Here is a 14,801-nt window from a genome sequence, read left to right on the forward strand (position 1 = left end):
GCGTGACCACCCTCCTGAACCGGCGTCTCGCCCTGGTCTGCGGCGTCGCGGCGCTGTGCGTCGGCGGCGACGCCCGGGCCGCCACCCTGAAGGTCGGCAAGGGCGGGGCCTACGCCAGCGTCCAGGCCGCCGTGAACGCCCTGCCGGCCGATGGCGGGACCCTGGAGCTGGCGCCCGGCGAATATCGCGAGAAGCTGGAGATCTCGAAGCCGAACGTTCGCCTGGTCGGCAAGGGCAAGCGCCCGCAGGACGTGGTGCTGGTCTGGAGCGACGGGGCGATCACCGCCGGCGGCACCTTCAAGTCGGCCTCGGTCAACGTGTCGGGCGACGGCTTCCGGGCCCGCAACCTGACCATCCAGAACGACTATCACCTCAAGGACAGCCGCCCGTCCCAGGCCGTGGCCCTGGCCATCACCGCCGACCGCGCGGTGCTGGAAAAGGTCCGCCTGCTGGGCGCCCAGGACACCCTCTACGCCGCCAGCAAGAAGACCGCCCCCAGCCGCCAGTACTTCAAGGACTGCTACATCGAGGGCCATGTCGACTTCATCTTCGGCGACGCCAAGGCCTTCTTCGACCGCTGCCACATCCACGGCATCGCCCACGAGACGGTGATGATCACCGCCCAGAGCAAGGTCCGTCCCGACCAGGACAGCGCCTATGTCTTCGACCGCTGCCGGATCACCGCCGACCCGAAGGTGGGCGAGCTCTGGTTCGGCCGCGCCTGGCGGCCCTACGCCACGGTGATCTTCATGCGCACCCGGATCGACGCCGAGCTGGAGCCGGCGGGCTGGCGCGAGTGGACGCCGGGTAAGACCGACACGTTCAGCACCGCGACCTACCGCGAGTTCGCCTCGACGGGGCAGGGGGCCAGTCCCTCGACCCGCGCGCCGCAGAGCCGCCAGTTGACCGCCGACGAGGCCAAGGCCTGGTCGCGCGACGTCTTCCTGGCCGGCGCCGACGGGTGGCGTCCGTGAGCCTGGATCGCCGCGACTTCCTGGCCCTGGCGGGCGTCAGCGCCGCCGCCGGCCTGGCCCCGAACGCCGCCCTGGCCGCGACCGACGGCCTGTCGATCCCGGACGAGGGCTGGCGTCTTTGGATCGACCAGGCCGCATCCTGGAAGGACGACGACATCCACCTGCCGGGCCGGTTCGACCTGGCGACCCTGCCGGTCAACCCGCCGACCGGCGGCTGGGGCGCCCTGGCCTCGCCGGACGCGATCGCCGTGACCCTGCCGACCACGGTCGAGCAGCACGTCTGGGGCCAGTTCGGCACGCGGCCCTACGGTCCGGACGAATACCGCTACGCCGAGGACGACGACGTGCCGCGCTACGGCGCCTACAAGGGCGTGTCGTGGTGGAGTCGGACGATCGACATCCCGGCCGGCGCCAAGGGGCGGCGGGTGATGCTGAACATCCGCGGCGCGCGGCTGCGGGCCGAGGTGTTCCTGAACGAGCAGCTGGTCGGCTATTCGATCATGTCGGAGCTGCCGATCGCCTGCGACCTGACGCGGGCCATGCGGCCCGGCCAGCCCAACCGCCTGGCGATCCGCATCACCAATCCGGGCGGCCGGTTCGATTGGCGCGACAGCACCACCATGACCTGGGGCAAGGCCAAGCTGTTCGCCTCGCACGGCTTCGGCGGGCTGGACCGGGGCCTGACCCTGAGCGTCCATCCCCTGGCCGCTCGGATCGACGAGGCCTGGGTGCTGAACACGCCCGACCCGCGCTGCGTCACCGCCTTCATGGAGATCGCGCTGGAGAAGCCTCTGGCCGCGAGCGGGCTGGACCGCCTGAAGGCCAAGGCCTCGGCGGCGGTGGTCGACGACCAGGGCCGACCGGTCGCCGCCGAGGTCAGGCTGGAGGCTCTGGAGCGGCTGGACGACCGTCGCCTGCGGGCCCGGTTCGCGGTCCATGCGCCTGACGCCAAGCTGTGGGACCTGGACACGCCCGTCCTCCATCGCCTGCGACTGCGGTGGACGGAAGGGAAGGGCGCCGTCGACGCCCGCGAGGTCCGCTTCGGCTTCCGCTGGTTCGCGCCCGAGGGCCTGGGCAGCGACGCCCTGCTGCGCCTGAACGGCCGGCGGGTGCGGCTGTATTCGGCGATCTCGTGGGGCTATTGGGGCTTCAACGGCCTGTGGCCGACGCCCGAGCTGGCGCGCCGCGAGGTGACCTCGGCCAAGACCCTGGGCCTCAACACGCTCCACTTCCACCGCAACGTCGGCAAGCCCGAGGTCTTCACGGCGATGGACGAGATGGGCCTGCTGCGGGTGATGGAGCCCGGCGGCGGCCGCCACGCCATCGGCCGCGACCTCAAGCCCGGCGAGGCCCTGTCGCCGGCCGACGCCTTCAGCCGCGACTTCCTGGTCGAGAAATGCCGGGCCATGGCGCGGGCCTTCCGCTCGCACCCGTCGCTGGTCCAGTACACCCTGCAGAACGAGATCGGCGCCAACCTGGAGAACCCCGACGTCCAGGCGGTGCTGAAGGCGATCCACGACATCGATCCCAGCCGGACGGTCATCCTCAACGACGGCTTCGTGGCGCGCGGCGCGGCCCAGGCGATGTACCTGCCCTATGACGACCGCTACTGGCGCTCGGACAAGGACACGTGGGGCGGCTGGTGGGTGAACCACCAGGGCGCCGGCGACCAGTGGTACGACAAGTTCTACCAGGGCAAGGACGACTACATCCACCGCCAGACCGGCAAGCCGTTCATCGTCGAGTTCGGCGAGATGCAGGGCTGCGCCGTGGCCGACAACCACCCGGCCATGCTGGTCGAGATCCTGGCCAAGGGCGGCAAGAGCTACGACCTGGAGGACCACCGGGCCATCGTCGCGGCGACCAACGGCTATCTCGAGCGCTGGGGCTTCCAGAAGGCGTTCCCGACCAGCGAGGCCCTGTTCCTGTCGGTGGGCCGCAAGGCCTACGAGGCGTGGCGCGAGTACCTGGAGAACATCCGGATCGGCGAGACGGTCGACGTCGCCGCCATCTCGGGATGGGAGTCGACCGCGATCGAGAACCATTCGGGCATCGTCGACGTGCTGCGCGGCTTCAAGGCCGATCCGGCCCTGCTGAGCCAGAGCCTGCGGCCGGTGCTGGCCATCGCCAAGCCGAGGGCCCTGGCCTATGCGGTCGGCGACCGCGCCGAGCTGGACCTCTACCTGCTGAACGACACCGGTAAGCCCGCGTCGGGCGAGATGGTGCTGAGCCTGGTCGGGCCCGACGGCGCGGTCGAGGCCCTGGGCCGCTGGCCGGTCCCAGCCCAGACGGCCGACCGCTTCAGCTATCTGGTCGCCGAGAGCGTCAAGACGCCGGCCCTGACCCGGCCGGGCCTGAACCGCATCCGCATCGCCCTGGGGGAGGTCGTCTCCGACCGCGAGATCTGGGTGACAGCCCCGGCGGCCAAACCCGCCAAGCCGATCCGCATCGGCGTCTCGGGGATCGCCAAGAGCCTGCGCGACCAGCTGGCGGGCGTCGCCGGCCTGGTGGTCGAGGACTTCAAGCCGGGCGTCCGCTACGACGGGATCATCGCCTCGGGCCTGAAGAGCGACGAGATCGTCCGCCGGCAGGTGGGCGAACAGACCGGCCTGGAGGCCCAGCCCAAGAAGGGCGACAAGCCCGTCGTCGTCCTGGGCGATCTGCCGGCCGAGGTGCTGGCGGCGGTCAAGGCCGGCGCGCCGCTGCTGGCCATGGTCCAGGAGGACGGCCTGGCCGAGGGCGTCGCCCGGCAGCTCTCGGGCCTGGGCCTGTTCGACCACGCCGGCGCGGTCGGCGGCCTGCGCGCGCCGTGGATGGGCAACTGGAACTATGTTCGGGCCCACGCCACCTTCGCCGGCCTGCCGGTCGACATGGGGATGAGCGTGCTGCACCAGGTCGAGGGGCAACCCTCGAACGGCCTGCTGGTCGAAGGCGCGGGCGTCGAGGTGATCGCCGCCTACAGCCGCGACCACGACCGCAAGAACGGCGCGGCCAGTTTCATCGCCCGCAAGGACGGCATGCGGGTGCTGGTGCACCGGCTGCCCGACATGGCCGGTCCGCTGCAGCGGCGCTGGCTGGCCAACGCCGTCGACTGGCTGGCGCGCGGCGCTTGAGGGAGATCGAGATGACCCACGCCCTGTCCCGTCGCGCCCTGCTGCTGGGCGGCGCCCTCGTGCTGCCGGCGTCCGGCGTCCTGGCGGCGGCGCTCCCGCCGCGGATGTTCGAGCGCCTGGGCTGGGCGGCCGGCACGCCCGGCGGCGACGGCGGGACCGTGATCCGGGTCACCACCCTGGCCGCCGACGGTCCTGGCTCGTTCCGCGCGGCGGTCGCCGCCAAGGGCCCGCGCACCGTGGTCTTCGAGGTGGCCGGAGTGATCGACCTGGGCCGCAGGAACGTCCGGATCGTCGAGCCCTTCCTGACCATCGCCGGCGAAACCGCGCCGTCGCCGGGCGTGACCCTGATCAAGGGCGACCTGGCCATCGAGACCCACGACGTCATCGTCCGCCACCTCCGCGTGCGGGCCGGCCGCGACGGCGCGGCGGCGCGCAGCGGCTGGGAGGTGGACGGCATCACCTGCTGGAAGGCCCATGACGTGATCGTGGACCACTGCTCGATCAGCTGGGCCACCGACGAGAACCTGTCGGCCTCGGGCCCGCGCTTCACCGGCGGCGAGGACCCGAAGGGCTGGCAGGAGGGGACCTCGCACCGGATCACCTTCAGCAACAACATCGTCGCCGAGGGCCTGTCGAACGCCAGCCACGCCAAGGGCGAGCATTCCAAGGGCAGCCTGATCCACGACAACGCCACCCAGGTGCTGATCGTCGGCAACCTCTACGCCCACAACCGCGAGCGCAACCAGCTGTTCAAGGGTGGGGTCGAGGCGGTGTCGGCCAACAACCTGATCTACGACCCCGGCACGCGGGCCATGCACTACGCGCTGAACGCCGAGGAGTGGAAGGGCCACGCCTGGCGGAACGGACGGCTGACCCTGGTGGGCAACGTGGTCAAGGGCGGCGCCTCGACCGACCTTCGCCTGCCGTTCCTGATCGTGGAGGGGCAGGGCGACCTGGACCTCTACGCCCACGACAACCTGGCCGCCTACGCCGACGGCCGGCCGATGCCGGCCAACCGCGTGATCCCCGCCGAGCCGCTGGCGAAGATCCGGTCGCTGGACAAGCCGCCGGTGTGGCCGGAGGGCTTCCAGGCCATCGACGCCCGCAAGGTCGAGGCCAAGGTCCTGGCCAATGCCGGCGCCCGGCCGTGGGACCGCGACGCCGTCGACCGCCGCATCGTCGCGGAGGTGCGCGCGGGGACCGGCCGGGTGATCGACGACGAGAAGGACGTGGGCGGCTATCCGCCCTAGGTCGACCGCGACCCCAGGATCGCCAGCAGGCCGTCGATCGAATACGGCTTGCGCACCAGGGGGAAGCCCTGCGAGCCCTGCTCGGCGATGACGTGGCTGTAGCCGCTGGTCAGCACCACCTGCAGGTCGGGCCAGCGCTGCTGGATGTGCTGGGCCAGCTCGATCCCGCTCATGCCGGGCATGACCACGTCGGAGAACACCAGGTCGAAGGCGTCTCGGCTGTTGTTCAGCTGCTTGAGCGCGGCCTGACCGTCGCCCACCCAGGTGACCGCCTGGCCCAGCTCCTTCAGCAGGCCGGCGGCGAACCGGCCGACGCCCTCGTTGTCCTCGACCAGCAGGATGCGGCGACGGGCGACCGTCGCCAGATCGACCAGGGCCGGATCGGACGCGGGGCCGCTCAGGGCCCGGCCGTCCGCGCTGGGCAGGTAGAGGGTGAAGGTCGTGCCCACGTCCAGCCGGCTCTCGACGTCGATCTCGCCCCGCGACTGCTTGGCGAAGCCGTAGACCTGGCTGAGACCCAGGCCCGTCCCCTTGTCGACGGGCTTGGTGGTGAAGAACGGCTCGAAGATCTTCTTCAGCGTCTCGGGCGACATGCCCGTGCCGTCGTCGGCGATGTCGACCGCCACGAAGGCGCCGAGGGCCGGGGCGTGGCCGCGCACCGCGGGGACCCCGTCGACGGTCCGCGCGGCGATCCTGATCGTCCCGCCGCGCGGCATGGCGTCCCGGGCGTTGATGACCATGTTGAGGACCGCGGTGTCGAACTGGCTGGGGTCGGCCTCGACCACGTGCTCGGTCTCGGGCAGGTCGATCTCGATGGTCACCGACGAGCCGATCGTGCTGCCGATGATCCGGAGCAGACCCTGCAGGCGCGCGCAGACGTCGAAGACCTCGGGCTGCAGGGGCTGGCGGCGGGCGAAGGCCAGCAGTTGGCCGGTCAGGGTGGCGGCGCGCTCGGCGGTCTCGGCGATCGCCTCGACATAGCGGGCGCGCTTGTCCTCGGCCAGGCCGGGCCGGCGCAGGAAGTCGGCCGAGGCGCGGATCACCGTCAGCAGGTTGTTGAAGTCGTGGGCGACGCCGCCGGTCAGCCGGCCGATGGCTTCCATCTTCTGGGCCTGGACCAGGGCTTCGCGCGACTGCTCCAGCTCTTCCTCGGCCCGGCGGCGTTCGGTGATGTCGCGGGTCACCTTGGCGAAGCCTAGAAGCTGGCCGGACTCGTCGCGGATCGGGTCGATCACCACGCTGGCCCAGAACCGCTCGCCGTCCTTGCGCACGCGCTGGGCCTCGCCCGAGAACTTGCCCTCGCTAAGAGCCGTGGCCAGGGCCCGGGCCGGGGCGCCCGCCTCGCGGTCCTCGGGGGTGTAGAACAGCGAGAAGTGGCGGCCGACGATCTCGTCGGCGGCATAGCCCTTGATCGCCTGCGCGCCGGCGTTCCAGTTGGTGACCACGCCCTCCGGGTCGAGCATGTAGATGGCGTAGTCGTGGACGCCCTGGACCAGGATCTGGAAGCGCCGTTCGCTGTCCCTCAGCGCCTGGTCGGCGGCGCGCCGGTCGGAGACGTCGCGGGTGATCTTGGCGTAGCCGATCAGCTCGCCGTCCTCGACGACCGGGTCGATCACCACGTGCGCCCAGAAGCCCGTGCCGTCCTTGCGCACCCGCCAGCCCTCGGCCTCGAAGCGACCCTGCTCCGCGGCGATCCGCAGGGCGCGTTCGGGCAGGCCCGCGGCGCGGTCCTCCTCGGTGTAGAAGGTCGAGAAGTGCCGGCCTATGATCTCGTCGGCGGTGTAGCCCTTGAACAGCTGGGCTCCGGTGTTCCAGGTGGCGACGTGGCCCTCGGCGTCGAGCAGATAGATCGCGTAGTCCTTCACCGCCCCGAGCAGCAGCTGGAAGCGCTCGGCCTGGGCGAGGTCCGTCAGACGACGAGAGAGCATTAAATCAGACATACCTGGGGCGCTGTGCTGAGGTGGAACCCGACTGTTCCGACGAGGTTCCGCAAGGCGACGGTATCATCGAGGGGGCAGCATCGCGCGCTTGGCGGGCGCACGCAACCGGCGCGCGCGACCCGGCCAAATCGACGGTCGGACCCACGGCGCACTCGGGGGATGTCTGAGGCCGAGCTCAGGTGTTGAACGGATGTCGCGCGAGTTTGGGCCGCGCTACCACCTGAGCGAGCCTGCGCCGCTACGACGCCGCCGCACCGGGAGGCCGGAGCGCGGGTGATGGAGAACGCGCAACATGGATATCCGCAAAGCGGTGGTCGCTATGTTCGGGGCGGTGCTGATGGCCCTGCCTGGACTCTCATTCGCCCAGGAGGCCACGGTCTACAAGGGCATCATCACGTCGCATACCGACAACACCCTGGGGGTGAAGATCGGCACGGAACAGCAGACCCTCACCCTGACGCCGGACACCAAGATCACGGCCACCGCCGGCGCGGGCGTGCTGCAGCGTGAGAGCGGTTCGCCCGAGGACCTGATCCGCGGCCTGGCCATCGAGTTCAGGGGCATACCGACCGACACCGGCCTGGTCGCCCAATCGGTCACCTTCAAGAAGTCCGATCTGAAGACCGCCCGGCAGATCGCGGCCGGGATCAACCAGACCGAAGAGGGCGTCGCGGCCAACAAGCAGGCGATCGCCGAGCAGGAAGAACGGCTGAACAACATCGGCAACCTCGTTGCCGCCGGCCGCACCAAGGTGTTCTTCGCGGTCGGCAGCGCGACGCTCACCGACCAGGGCAAGCAGGACCTGCAGGACATCGCGGCCAAGGCCAAGACGATCAAGGCGGGCTACCGCCTGGCCGTGGTCGGCCGCGCCGACCCGACCGGCAACGCCGCCGCCAACAAGCGCCTCAGCGCCCGCCGCGCGGTCGCCGTGAAGGAGTACCTGATCGAGAGCGCGGGCGTCCTGCCGGTCTATTTCGTCCCGCCGGCCGCCCTGGGCGAGAGCACCGTCGCCCAGGACCCCGATCCGCCCAAGAACGACGGCGAAGCCCGTCGGGTGACCGTGACGATCCTGGTCAGCAAGGCCAGCGTGCCGGCCGGGAACTGATCGAGCCTCGAACCGATCAGGTCACCGCGATCCGAGCCGTCGCCGGCTTCAGGCCCTGCGCCTGGGCGGTGACGGCGAGGACGTTTCCGGACCCGCCCTTCCGGGTCTGGACGATCACCTGCGCCAGGCCGTTGTAGAGGCTGCGGCGGTCGCCCTGTTCCGGCTCGTGGCTGTTGGCGTCGCCGTTGCCCAGGCCGATGATCCGCCCGCCCTCGATCGCGAACCGCACCGCGTGCTGCGCCGTCGGCACGGGCCGACCCTTGGCGTCGACGGCCTCGACCCGGATCGGCGCGGCGTCCCGGCCGTCGCCGGCCAGGCTCGCGCGGTCCGGCGTCAGGCGCAGGGCCACGGGCGCGCCGGTGGTCTCGACGACGGCGCGGGCCACGACCTTGCCGCCGGTCACCCCGATCGCCTCCAGCCGGCCCGGCGCGTAAGGGACCTGCCAGGTCACGCCCTCGTAGAGGTCGTTGGCCTGCCTGGAGACCAGCTTGCCGTTCAGGCGCAGCTCCACCGTGTCGCAGTTGGTGAAGGCCATCACCTTGATCGGCTGGCCCTCGCGCCCGGCCCAGTTCCAGTGCGGGACCAGGTGCAGCACCGGGCGGTCATGCACCCATTGCGACTGGTGGATGTAGAAGGCGGTCTTCTCGAAGCCGCACAGGTCCATGATCCCAAACGACGAGCTGGCCGTCGGCCAGGTGAAGGGCTGGGGCTCGCCGCGATAGTCGAAGCCCGTCCAGACGAAGGCGCCCGCCAGGAACGGCCGCTCGGCGATGGCCTTCCACGCCGCGCGGTGGGTGGCGCCCCAGGGGCGGAACTCGCCGTCATAGGCGGCCAGCAGGTTGCGCTTCATGTCGGTGGCCCACTCGCCGCGCGTCATGATCGCCGAGGTGTCCTCCGAGCTGGTCAGCGGCAGGGTGGGGTGGGCCGCGTGGAAGCGGTCGTAGTCCTTGATCTGATAGTTGAAGCCGACCACGTCGACGGCCTGGGTGACGTTGACCGGGTTGAACATGCCGCCGCTGATCGCCGCCGTGACCGGGCGCGTGTCGTCCAGGTCCTTGACGATCTTGGCCATGCGCCGGACCAGCTGGTAGCCGGCCTCGGTCCCCTGCAGCGGCTCCTCGTTGAACACCGACCACAGGATCACGCTGGGATGGTTGCGGTCGCGCCGCACCAGCCATGACAGCAGCCGGGCGTAGTCGGGGCTGGCGTTGAAGATCCGGTTCTCGTCCATCACGAGGAAGCCCATCCGGTCGGCGGCGTCGAGCAGGGCCTTGGTCGGGGCGTTGTGCGAGCTGCGGATGGCGTTGCAGCCCAGCGCCTTCAGCCGCCGCAGCCGGAACTCGATGATCGAGTCGGGTAGGGCTACGCCCAGGCCGGCGTGGTCCTGGTGGATGCAGACGCCCTGGATCTTCAGCGGCCTGTCGTTGAGGAAGAAGCCCTTGTCGGGATCGAAGCGCTGGGTGCGGAAGCCGGCGGGCGTGACCAGTTCGTCGGCGGGCTGGCCGTCGACCAGCACCCGGGTGCGCACGCTGTAGAGCGCGGGATCGTCGACCGACCACAGGCGCGGCGCGGCCACCGCCAGCTCCGCCCGCAGGACGGCGGTGTCCAGCGGCGCGACCGATCCCGACGCCTGGCCGTGGACGACCACGCGGCCTTGCGGATCGAGCAGGGCGACGTCGAGCGTCGCCGCCTTGGCCGTGTCGGCGATGCTGCCGATCGTGGCCTCGACGGGCACGACCCAGCGACCGTCGTCGCGCTTACGCGGGTGGGCGTAGACCCCGTCGGCGACCAGGTGGACGGGCGGGCGCTTGACCAGCCAGACGTGGCGATAGAGGCCGCCGCCCTCGTACCACCAGCCCTCGATCGGATCGGCGTCCACCCGCACGGCGATGACGTTGGGCGTGTCGCCGTAGTGGGCGATGGCGGTCAGGTCGACGGTGATGGCGCTGTAGGCGCTGTAGCTGTGGGCCACGACGTCGCCGTTGACCCAGACCGTGGCGTTCACCGCCACGCCCTCGAACACCAGCTCCAGGTGCTTGCCGCGGTCGGCCGGGTCCAGGGTCAGGGTCCGGCGGTACCAGGCCACGCCCTTGGGGCGGTAGCCCTGGGCCGGGTTTTCGTCGGGATCGAAGGGCCCCTCGACGACGAAGTCGTGCGGCAGATCCAGCCCGCGCCAGGCGCTGTCGTCGTACTTGATCGCCGCCGCGCCGCGCGCCGCCCCGGCCTTGGTGCTCTCATAGGTCGGGCTGTCGCCGCGCACCTTGGGGAAGGGGATGTCGCCGCGATGGAAGCGCCAGTCGGCGTCCAGCAGGATCGTCTCGCGGCCGCTGGGCCCGGCCGGGGCCGCGGTCGACGGCGGGGACGCGGGTTGGGCCTCGCCCCGGGCGGGATTCGATTGGGCCAGGGCGGGCGAGGCCATCGCCATCGCGCCGAGCGTCAGCAGGTCCCGTCGGCGCATTCCCGTCTCCCTGTCGTTGTCGCCCTATTTGTACGACAATAGGGGCGGACGAAAAGGGAGAAAAGCCGCGCCTTCAGCGCGCCGCCGCGACCAGGGCCCGGGCGGCCCCCTGCAGCAAGGCCAGGGCCTCTTCCGCCGACAGGATCGGTCCGCTGACGAAGGCTCCGTTGATCAGGACCGCCAGTTGCCCGGCCAGGGTCTCGGCGCGGGCGACGCCCAGCCGCTGGGCGATCCCCAGCAGGCGGTCGCGCAGCTCGGTCTTGTGCGCTGTGGCCACCAGTCGGGCCGGGTGGTCGGCCTGGGGGAATTCGGCGGCGACGTTCAGCTGCGGGCAGCCGCGATAGTGGGGCCGGGCGACCCGCTCGGCGATCCACGCCATGTGGGCGTCCAGCTCGACCGCCGGATCGGCGCGATGCTTGTCCGCGACCTCGCCCCAGACGCGCCAGAAGTCCTCGTCCTCGCGCTTGAGGAAGGCGGCGATCAGGTCGTCCTTGGTCCGGAAGTGGCGATAGAGGCTGGTCTTGGCCACGCCGGCCGCGGCGACCACCAGGTCGACCCCGACCGCCCGGACGCCTTCCCGATAGAACAGGCCGGAGGCCGTATCGAGGATGCGCTCGCGCACGTCGACCGTGTCGGGCTTGCCCGCGTTCGTCTTGTCCATGGACGCCGCGCGTCCGGTTTCCTGCGTCATCACAACACCTCTTCGCCGGTCCATAGCACGGGGTGGGTTGACGCGCTACAGACCTGTATGTAGCTGTTGCAAACAGACAGGTCTGTAGCGAGGTTCACGATGTCGAGAGTCGAGGGTTCCAAGGGGCGCGTGGCCGTGTTCGGCGCCGCCGGCCACACGGGGCGGTTCGTGGTCGACGAACTGCTGCGGCGGGGTCTGCCGCCCGTGGCCGTGGGCCGCCGCGCCGAGGCGCTGGAGGCGGCCTTCGCGGGCGGGACGGTCGAGATCCACGCGGCGAGCGTCGACGACCCCGCCGCCCTGGACCGGGCCTTCGCGGGCGTGGCCGCGGTGATCAACTGCGCGGGGCCGTTCCTCGACACCGCCGAGCCGGTGGCGTCGGCGGCGCTGCGGGCGGGCGCGCACTATCTGGACGTCTCGGCCGAGCAGCCCAGCGCCCAGGCGGTGTTCGACCGGTTCGACGCGCCGTTCCGCGCCGCCGGCCTGGTCGCCCTGCCGGCCATGGCCTTCTACGGCGGGTTCGCCGACCTGCTGGTCACGGCGGCCCTGGGCGACTGGTCGCAGGCCGACACGGTCCGGATCGGCATCGGCATCGACCGCTGGTGGCCGACCGAGGGCACGCGGGTCACTGGCGCGCGCAACACCGCGCCACGCCAGGTGATCGCCGACGGCCGGCTGGCGCCGCTGGCCAATCCCGCGCCGCGCGCGGACTGGACCTTCCCCGAGCCGCTCGGGCGGCAGGCGATGGTCGCGGTCCCGTTCTCCGAGGTGGTGGTCGTCGCCCGGCACCTGAAGGTCGCCCGGCTGGACACCTTCCTCAGCGAGACGGCCCTGAAGGACGTGCGGGACTCATCGACGCCGCCGCCGGCCGCCGTCGATGACCGCGGGCTGTCGGCCCAGAGGTTCGCGGTCGAGGCGATCGTGACGCGCACCGGCCAGACGCGGCGGGCCACGGCGGTCGGCCGCGACATCTACGGCTTCACCGCGCCCCTGGTCTGCGAGGCGGTCGAGCGTCTGCTGGCGGGCGGCGTCGAGGCGGCCGGGGCCGTGGCGCCCGGCCAGGTCTTCGACGCCGCCGACTATCTGCGGGCGCTGCCGCTGGACGCGTTCGTCGCGGCCTGAGGCCTAGCCCTTCTCGGACTTGGGGCAGGTCAACGCGCCCGTCTCCGGGAACTGCAGGGACGAATGGTGCACGATGATCCGCACCACGTTCTTCCCGTCCTTCTTGAAGACCCAGGTCTTGTCGACCGTGATGAAGCAGCCCTTGTTGTCGGTGAAGGTGACCTTGCCCATGGTGTTGGCGACGCTGCCGTTGATTTGCAGGCCGACGTCTTCGACCTTCACGTCGCGCCAGTGCTTGAGCGCGAAGCCGCTGTCCTTCGGGAAGTTGGGATCGTCGCCGACGAAATAGGCCAGGGCGCCTTCCTTGGTCAGGCGGAAGGTCTGGGGTTCCTGGGTCAGGGTCGGCTTGAACAGCACCGGGCCCAGATCGTAGCCGTAGGCCGTGTCGATCACCGTGCGGGCCAGCGGCTTGGCCTTTTCGATGCCGCCGGTGTCATAGGCGAGCGAGATGTCCACCAGGGCCTTGCCCCAGGCCTTCTCGGCGGCCGCCACCTCTTCCTTGGTGATGTCTTGGCTGGGCGCCGGCGCGGGCTTGCTGGGGGTGCAGGCCGTCGCGGTCAGGAGGGCGGCGGCGGCGAAGGCCGAAGCGGTCAGGACGCGGCGGGTCGGAAAGATCGTCATGTCTTACCTCTGTTGTGGCCCCTGTTGTGGGACGGCGGTCCGGCATGGGCTCGAGAGTCGTGACGTCTCGGCCCCCAAGCTTGGGCGCTAGAGAACGCTCGAAATCGGTGATTCACAAGACTAAAGGGCGAGCAGTCACCAGTATATCCTCAAGGGTTGAATGGATCGCGCGTCGCCGTGGGCTGGATGAAGCGGGCCGGGCGGGCTAACACCTTCCGATGTCGCGAACCAAACAGACCCCTGAATTCGAGATCGTGGTCGGCGGAGAGCCCTATGTCTGGCGTCTCCATCGTCAGCCCGGCTGGTCCAGCGAGGCCGCCGAGCGGCACGGCATGGCCATCGTCGTGCGCCACCAGGAGGGCAAGCGCGAAGCCCTGGTCGAGTTCCCGCCCGGCCCTCAGCCGCGCTACGGCGCCCCGCTGCTGAAACCGTCGCGGATCGCCCCGACGCTCATCGCCAACGCCATCGCCTCGGCCATCGCGGCGGGCTGGGATCCGCTGTCGCGCGGCAAGACGGTCGCCATCGTCGTGGACGAGACCGGCGCCTGACGGGCGCGGGCGCGACGACGGCGCGACCCCGCCGGGGACGTCGATCTGGCTGGGATGGGGGAAATGGTGGATGCGACAGGGATTGAACCTGTGACCCCCTCGGTGTGAACGAGGTGCTCTCCCGCTGAGCTACGCATCCGCCGTGTGGGGAGGTCGGTGAAGACCCCGCCGCGAGAGGAGGGGGCCTATAGCCCGGCGTTTTCGGGGGCGCAAGGGGCCAAAAGCGCGATGCAGGCCGAAGAGACGTCGGAGAAGGCGTCTATCAACAGATCTCCGCCCAGGGTCTCGACCGGCGCCTCGGTGTAGCCGAACGTCACGAGCAGGGCGGGGACCTTGGCGGCCTTGGCGGCCAGGGCGTCGTTGATGCTGTCGCCGACCATCACGGCGCGGGTCGGATCGCCGCCGACCGCCGCGATCGTCGCCAGCACGTGGCGCGGGTCGGGCTTGGCGGCCGGGGCGCTGTCGGCGCCGACCACGGCGTCGAAATACTGGGTCAGGTCCAGGGCGTCGAGCAGGGCCACCGACAGGTGGGTCAGCTTGTTGGTGCAGACCGCCAGCTTGGCGCCGGCCGCGCGCAGGGCGACCAGGGTGTCGACCACGCCGGGGAAGGGCGTGCTCTCGTGGGCGATGCGACCCAGATAGAGGGCGATGAAGCGCTCGACCAGCTTGGGGGCTTGGTCGGCGTCGAGCGGCGCGCCGGCGGCGGCGAAGCCGCGCTCCAGCAGGGCCTTGGCCCCGCGGCCGACCATCTTGCGCACGTCGTCGAACGGCAGGGGCGGCAGGCCCTCCTCGCCGAGGATGATGTTCAGCGAGGCCACCAGGTCCGGCGCGGTGTCGACCAGGGTGCCGTCGAGGTCGAAGGCGATGGTCGCGCCGTTCAGGAGGTCGGTCGTCAGAATGTCGTTCTGGGCATGCATGGCTCTGGCCTTTCGGCTAAACGCGCGGCTAATGCAACTTTGGTCCGTGCTTCGGGAGTCGCTTC

11 protein-coding genes and 1 tRNA gene are annotated in these 14,801 nt (G+C 70.9%); 6 read left to right on the forward strand and 6 right to left on the reverse strand.

The features are described 5' to 3' along the window. Nucleotides 1-2 precede the first annotated feature (2 nt). From WAE60_RS06500 to WAE60_RS06510, 3 genes are read left to right on the forward strand one after another with little or no spacing between them, the layout of a single operon-like run. Nucleotides 3-974: a pectinesterase family protein gene (locus WAE60_RS06500; protein ID WP_337685479.1), complete on the forward strand. Its 972-nt coding sequence runs from the start codon at nt 3-5 to the stop codon at nt 972-974. After that, complete coding sequence (locus tag WAE60_RS06505; protein ID WP_337685480.1) at nt 971-4,087, forward strand: sugar-binding domain-containing protein; 3,117 nt, start codon at nt 971-973, stop codon at nt 4,085-4,087. Before WAE60_RS06500 ends, WAE60_RS06505 begins: the two co-directional genes overlap by 4 nt. An 11-nt stretch (nt 4,088-4,098) precedes the next feature. Then, nucleotides 4,099-5,337, forward strand: coding sequence for a pectate lyase (locus WAE60_RS06510; RefSeq protein ID WP_337685481.1), 1,239 nt, complete (start codon nt 4,099-4,101; stop codon nt 5,335-5,337). On the opposite strand, the gene WAE60_RS06515 is transcribed toward WAE60_RS06510, so the two are convergent. Beyond that, nucleotides 5,334-7,265, reverse strand: coding sequence for a PAS domain S-box protein (locus WAE60_RS06515; protein ID WP_337685482.1), 1,932 nt, complete (start codon nt 7,263-7,265; stop codon nt 5,334-5,336). The two genes, WAE60_RS06510 and WAE60_RS06515, sit on opposite strands and share 4 nt — an antisense overlap. Nucleotides 7,266-7,569: 304 nt before the next feature. On the opposite strand from WAE60_RS06515, the gene WAE60_RS06520 reads away from it, so the two are divergent. Beyond that, complete coding sequence (locus tag WAE60_RS06520) at nt 7,570-8,382, forward strand: OmpA family protein (protein ID WP_081916923.1); 813 nt, start codon at nt 7,570-7,572, stop codon at nt 8,380-8,382. A gap of 16 nt (nt 8,383-8,398) precedes the next feature. On the opposite strand, the gene galA is transcribed toward WAE60_RS06520, so the two are convergent. Then, a complete protein-coding gene (gene galA / locus WAE60_RS06525) occupies nt 8,399-10,840 on the reverse strand; it encodes a beta-galactosidase GalA (RefSeq protein WP_337685483.1) in 2,442 nt (813 codons plus the stop codon). A gap of 73 nt (nt 10,841-10,913) precedes the next feature. Next, nucleotides 10,914-11,501, reverse strand: coding sequence for a helix-turn-helix domain-containing protein (locus tag WAE60_RS06530; protein WP_337685484.1), 588 nt, complete (start codon nt 11,499-11,501; stop codon nt 10,914-10,916). A 129-nt stretch (nt 11,502-11,630) separates the two neighbouring features. On the opposite strand from WAE60_RS06530, the gene WAE60_RS06535 reads away from it, so the two are divergent. Further along, a complete protein-coding gene (locus WAE60_RS06535; RefSeq protein ID WP_337685485.1) occupies nt 11,631-12,650 on the forward strand; it encodes a saccharopine dehydrogenase NADP-binding domain-containing protein in 1,020 nt (339 codons plus the stop codon). Nucleotides 12,651-12,653: 3 nt separating this feature from the next. Here the strand turns inward: WAE60_RS06535 and WAE60_RS06540 are convergent, their stop codons facing one another. Then, entirely contained in the window at nt 12,654-13,271 is a 618-nt protein-coding gene (locus WAE60_RS06540) for a hypothetical protein (RefSeq protein WP_029915342.1), read from the reverse strand. A 218-nt stretch (nt 13,272-13,489) separates the two neighbouring features. On the opposite strand from WAE60_RS06540, the gene WAE60_RS06545 reads away from it, so the two are divergent. Beyond that, nucleotides 13,490-13,819, forward strand: coding sequence for a hypothetical protein (locus tag WAE60_RS06545; protein WP_337685486.1), 330 nt, complete (start codon nt 13,490-13,492; stop codon nt 13,817-13,819). Between the two features lie 64 nt (nt 13,820-13,883). Here the strand turns inward: WAE60_RS06545 and WAE60_RS06550 are convergent. Next, a tRNA-Val gene (locus tag WAE60_RS06550) sits at nt 13,884-13,958 on the reverse strand. 46 nt (nt 13,959-14,004) lie between these two features. After that, complete coding sequence (gph, locus tag WAE60_RS06555) at nt 14,005-14,736, reverse strand: phosphoglycolate phosphatase (RefSeq protein ID WP_337685487.1); 732 nt, start codon at nt 14,734-14,736, stop codon at nt 14,005-14,007. Nucleotides 14,737-14,801: the final 65 nt, after the last annotated feature.

It is taken from the genome of Caulobacter sp. CCG-8 (genome assembly GCF_037402475.1).
GTDB lineage: Bacteria > Pseudomonadota > Alphaproteobacteria > Caulobacterales > Caulobacteraceae > Caulobacter.

Bases quoted from the DNA above. Each gene is read 5' to 3' on its own strand.
- WAE60_RS06510 (WP_337685481.1), top strand. From the start codon at position 4,099: ATGACCCACGCCCTGTCCCGTCGCGCCCTGCTGCTGGGCGGCGCCCTC.
- WAE60_RS06515 (WP_337685482.1), bottom strand. From the start codon at position 7,265: ATGCTCTCTCGTCGTCTGACGGACCTCGCCCAGGCCGAGCGCTTCCAG.
- WAE60_RS06520 (WP_081916923.1), top strand. From the start codon at position 7,570: ATGGATATCCGCAAAGCGGTGGTCGCTATGTTCGGGGCGGTGCTGATG.
- galA (WP_337685483.1), bottom strand. From the start codon at position 10,840: ATGCGCCGACGGGACCTGCTGACGCTCGGCGCGATGGCGATGGCCTCG.
- WAE60_RS06530 (WP_337685484.1), bottom strand. From the start codon at position 11,501: ATGGACAAGACGAACGCGGGCAAGCCCGACACGGTCGACGTGCGCGAG.
- WAE60_RS06535 (WP_337685485.1), top strand. From the start codon at position 11,631: ATGTCGAGAGTCGAGGGTTCCAAGGGGCGCGTGGCCGTGTTCGGCGCC.
- WAE60_RS06540 (WP_029915342.1), bottom strand. From the start codon at position 13,271: ATGACGATCTTTCCGACCCGCCGCGTCCTGACCGCTTCGGCCTTCGCC.
- WAE60_RS06545 (WP_337685486.1), top strand. From the start codon at position 13,490: ATGTCGCGAACCAAACAGACCCCTGAATTCGAGATCGTGGTCGGCGGA.
- gph (WP_337685487.1), bottom strand. From the start codon at position 14,736: ATGCATGCCCAGAACGACATTCTGACGACCGACCTCCTGAACGGCGCG.